5 protein-coding genes are annotated in these 4,161 nt (G+C 69.1%); 2 read left to right on the top strand and 3 right to left on the bottom strand.

Going from position 1 to position 4,161, the window contains the following annotated elements; genetic code table 11:
• Positions 1-496, top strand: a 496-nt coding sequence (locus tag VF697_RS16860) for an imm11 family protein (protein ID WP_331096198.1), incomplete at its 5' end; no start/stop codon positions are given.
• Positions 497-606: 110 nt separating this feature from the next.
• Here VF697_RS16860 and VF697_RS16855 read toward each other — a convergent pair.
• Genes VF697_RS16855 through VF697_RS16845 form a run of 3 tightly spaced genes read right to left on the bottom strand, consistent with a single transcriptional unit; the run spans position 607 to position 3,807 of the window.
• Positions 607-1,380: a hypothetical protein gene (locus VF697_RS16855; protein ID WP_331096197.1), complete on the bottom strand. Its 774-nt coding sequence runs from the start codon at positions 1,378-1,380 to the stop codon at positions 607-609.
• Positions 1,377-2,669, bottom strand: coding sequence for a hypothetical protein (locus VF697_RS16850; RefSeq protein WP_331096195.1), 1,293 nt, complete (start codon positions 2,667-2,669; stop codon positions 1,377-1,379). The genes VF697_RS16855 and VF697_RS16850 overlap by 4 nt, the downstream gene beginning before the upstream one ends.
• 43 nt (positions 2,670-2,712) lie before the next feature.
• Entirely contained in the window at positions 2,713-3,807 is a 1,095-nt protein-coding gene (locus VF697_RS16845) for a hypothetical protein (protein WP_331096193.1), read from the bottom strand.
• A 55-nt stretch (positions 3,808-3,862) separates the two neighbouring features.
• Here VF697_RS16845 and VF697_RS16840 point away from each other — a divergent pair.
• On the top strand, positions 3,863-4,161 hold a 299-nt coding region (locus tag VF697_RS16840), incomplete at its 3' end, for an OB-fold nucleic acid binding domain-containing protein (protein ID WP_331096191.1).

Below are 4,161 nucleotides of genomic sequence, written 5' to 3'. Positions count from 1 at the left end.
CGATACGCAGGGAGAGGAACTCGACTCCTGGCAGTTCAAGAAGGGCCGGCCCGTCGAACTGCCAGGTGTGGCGTATTTTCCCATGTTGCATCGAGGGTGCGCATTGGACATCAGCCAGACGGGTCTGGGAGTCCCCGTGGTGCATGGCCGGGCGGCCACCCTTCTCGAGCGTTTCTGCAGCCAGGACGTGCAACTCCTACCAGCCCGGGTGGAGGGGCAGACGGACCCCTGGTTCATCCTCAACCTGCTACGCGTCATCCGATGCATCGACGACACGCGGTGTGAGTACGTCGAGCATTGGAAGCCCGAGGACAACCGGCCGGACAAAGTGGGGGAGTACCGCAACGTCCAGGGGCTGAAGGTGGACCCGACGAAGATTGGAGACGCCCACATCTTCCGCCCCTGGGGATGGCGCGTGGCCATCCTCGTCTCCGAGCCGCTCAAGCTCGTGCTGGAGCAGGCCGGCATCACCGGCATGAAATACATCGAGGCTTGATGACCTCAAATCACCGTGAAAAGGCGAAGGGCCCGGACTCGCTGAGGCATTGCCTCTCGATCCCGAGCCCTTCTCCGTTGGGCTCTCGCCCAGGGCGTTGAGCGCGCTGCCTAGAACGCGGTGCCCATGCTGGCGCCCACGAAGGTGTCGTCCATGTAGCCGCGCCGGAAGCGCATCAGCTCGATGCGCCAGGCCAGCCGCAGGTTCGACTCCGTGGACAGTGGCGTGCGGCCCCGGAAGCCCACGCCGTACTGGATGAGCGACTTGATGCCGTCCACCTGCGTCGCCTTGCCGCCAATCTCCAGCGCGGTGTGCTCGTAGGCGATTCCTCCGCCCACCTGCGCGTAGAAGCCGTAGTTCTTGCTCTCTCCCACCGTCAGCTCGTACGCCGGGGCGATGGTGGCGTAGTGCAGCCGCGTGTCGCCGATGATGAGCTGCGTTCCCTCGCGCATCCCGGCGTACGTGTAGCGCACGTCGAACCAGAGCGCCTCGCGCAGCGTCTCGTTGTTGAACAGGCGGCCGATCTCCCAGGTGAAGCGGCCGCCCACGGCCGGCAGGAGGTCGGCGAACTGCCCGCGCGGACTGCTCAGCAGCATCGCCCCCCCGAGCACCTCGAACGCGACGCCCGTGTTCGGGTCGTCCAGGTTCGCCAGCCGCTCGAAGTCCTTCTCTTCATCTCCCTCCTCGGCCGCCTGGCGGAACTCCTCCGCCCGGTCCTCGGGCTCGGCGCGACGGCGGCGGGGGGACTCCGTCTCCTCGGACTTCTCCTCCTCATCCGGGTAGGCGTAGGGCGCGTCGTCGTCCTGCGCGAACGCGGGCGTGGCGAGGGCAATCCCTCCCAACAGGCAGGGCAGGAGCCAGGAATGCACGGCGGCGGTCTTCATGGGTTGATCGACTCGCAGGCGGAGGTGACGGGGGTGCTGGCCGGGCAGTCGTCCTGGGTGGAGGTGCCGTCCTGGACACCGGACAGCTCTTCGACCGGGATCTGCAGGTGGGAGCGGAAGTTGGTGCACACCGCATCCTTGAGCGCGGTGTTGCCGCGCGGGATGTGCTGGACAATGGCCCGGACCGCCCGGGCCAGCGTGAACCGCTGCTGCTCACCCAGGTACGCGCGCGCGAGCTGGGCGAAGCCGGGCTTCGCGGGATCCGTGTCCGAGTAGGTCGCCGCCACCGCGCGCAGCAGCACCTGGCGGTCCGCCGGCGACCTGGCGGACTTGTAGAGGGCGCTCGCGAGGATGGTGCCCACCTGGTACTCGCGGCCGCTGAACGTGGCGAAGTTGGAGTAGAGGAGCTGCTCGCGCAGGGACCTGCTCATGCACCAGTTCTTCGACAGGTCACGGTCCTCCGCCACCGTGCCCTCGAAGGAGGTCTCCAGCAGGCGCGTGCTGCAGCCGAAGGCCGACTGGCACGAGGCCCCGTAGGCGTGGAAGTCCGCCAGGCCCTCGTCCAGCGACTTGAGGACGTTGAGGCCCGGGGTGGGTGTACCTCCGGTGGCCGACCAGGCGCCAATCGGCTCGGGAACGCCGCGGCCGCCGTACGCCCTGCGGTTGAAGACCAGGTGCGCGTACTCGTGGGCGAGGATGGAGGCGTTGATGGCCAGCGGTGCCTGCTCGATCTTCTCGAAGGGCAGCACCAGGAAGGCCTTCGCCGGCGCGAAGAAGATGGCGTTGTCGCGCTGCGGCTTGTCACTCGCCTCGGCGAGGACGAAGTCGGGGAAGTAGTAGGCCGTCGTCCGCGGCAGCTCCTCCGCCTTCACCTCGGCCACGGTGCGGAAGTAGTCGTAGGCGCGCTCGAAGTTGTAATACGTGGTGACGAGGTTCCACGTGTGGAAGTCCGCCGGCCACAGCACGCCCTTGTCATCGGCGATGTAGCTGGCGGTGACGGGCCGGCCCTCCTTCTTCACGATGGCGGCCTGGAGGGCCTCCTCGGTGGTGGCGGCCTGGAGCTCGGGGTCGTTCGCGTCCAACCGGACGTTCGCGCCTCCCAGGAGCCGGACCACCTGGCCCTCCAGGGACACGATGTCCGTGACCGTCTTGAGCTCGACTTCCTGGGGCACGTACTCGCCATTGCTGGAGCGAACGAGCGCGCGCACCTTCACGGGGGTCTGGGTTTCCGGCGCGCAGGAGGCGGCGAGCGTCGCGAGCGCGGCGGCGGCTGTCAGCTTTCGGACCATGCCGCCCTTCTTACTACGGGTCGGCGGGCCATCTGAAGCCAGGTCAGAAGGTGTACTCCGTCCCCAGGGTGACGAGGCCCGAGCGCACGGGGGCCTCCCCCTCGGGGTGGTCCGACTGGAGGGCGAGGGCGGCCCACAGCCGGAAGGCCTTCGCCGGCTTCCACGTCCACCGGGTGCCCAGCACGTGCGAGGTGCCCTGGCCCGGCACGTAGCGGGTGAATGCGTAGGAGAGCTGCCCGCGCACCCGGGCGCTGAAGTGGTACGTCACCGAGGGCTTGACGTCGAAGCGGGCCGGCGCGCTGGGAAAGCCGGTGAGCGCGTTGACGCCCAGCATCCGCCCGGCCAGGTCCACGGACAGCTCCCTGACGCGCCGCCGGAAGAAGTCCGTCTGCAGACGCCGGCCCTCGGCGGCGCTGGCGTAGCGGCGCAGCACCTCGGCCAGCTCGGCCTGGGTGAACTGGCCGGCGCTCAAGGGGTCTCCACTGTAGAGGTAGAGGCCGCCGCGCAGGCCCAGCTCCCAGTCCTCGAAGAGCCTCAGCCGCGCGCCCACCGAGGGGCGGACGAGGAGGAGCGGGTCGTCCTGGCGGAAGAGGGACTCGTTGCGCGCGTCCTGGCGGGCGAGCACCTCCCGCCGCAGGCCGTAGCGGGTGAGGCCCAGGCCCACGTCGAACCCGTACTCCACGTCCGAGAAGCCGCCCGAGTCATAGGCCGCCGCGAGCTGCGCCCCCACGCTGTGGTAGCCGGTGCGCGTCGAGAGCGCGGGCAGGCCGAGCAGCGGCCGTTCCGGCGCCACCGGGGTGAGGCTCGTCTTGGGCAGGCCCACGTTGAGGAGCCCCGAGAGGAGCCAGTGCTCGCCGAGGGCGTGGTCCACCCCGGCCGAGAGCTGGTGGGAGAGGGCGGTGTCCGACTGCGTCCGCGCCCCGGTGTAGCCGAGGGTGAGGAAGGTCTCGTCCTGGCGCAGCTCCACGTCGCCCAGGAGCGTCCAGGTGCGCTGGCTGCCCCCCACGCTCGCCTCGGCCATCACCGAGCCCGCGCGTGCCGACAGAGGCGCCAGCAGCAGGGCCAGCGGGGTCCCGATGGCCAGTGCCATCCTCCGCACGTTGAGCCGCCGGCCCCCGTCGGGGATTCCTTGACGCATCGTTTCCACGCTCTCTATGGTGCCGCCCTTCCAACTCCTCTGTACAGGCGGTGTCATGGCGGTCCCGTTCATCACCGAGGTCAAGCGTACTCACACCTGCGGGCAGCTCACCAAGGCCAACATCGGCGAGGAGGTCGTCCTCTTCGGCTGGGTGCAGAACAGGCGAGATCACGGCGGCGCGGTCTTCATCGATCTGCGTGACCGGGAGGGTCTCACCCAGGTGGTGTTCGAGCCGGACCTCGCCAAGGAGGCCCACGAGGTGGCGGGCCAGCTGCGCCTCGAGTACTGCATCGGTATCAGGGGCAAGGTCGCCTCGCGCGGCACCCAGGTGAACCCCAAGCTCAAGACGGGTGA

The organism is Archangium sp. (genome assembly GCF_036388035.1).
Taxonomy (GTDB): domain Bacteria; phylum Myxococcota; class Myxococcia; order Myxococcales; family Myxococcaceae; genus Archangium.
Note: the sequence above shows the minus strand (reverse complement) of the source record. Positions and strands in the feature narration are given on the sequence as shown.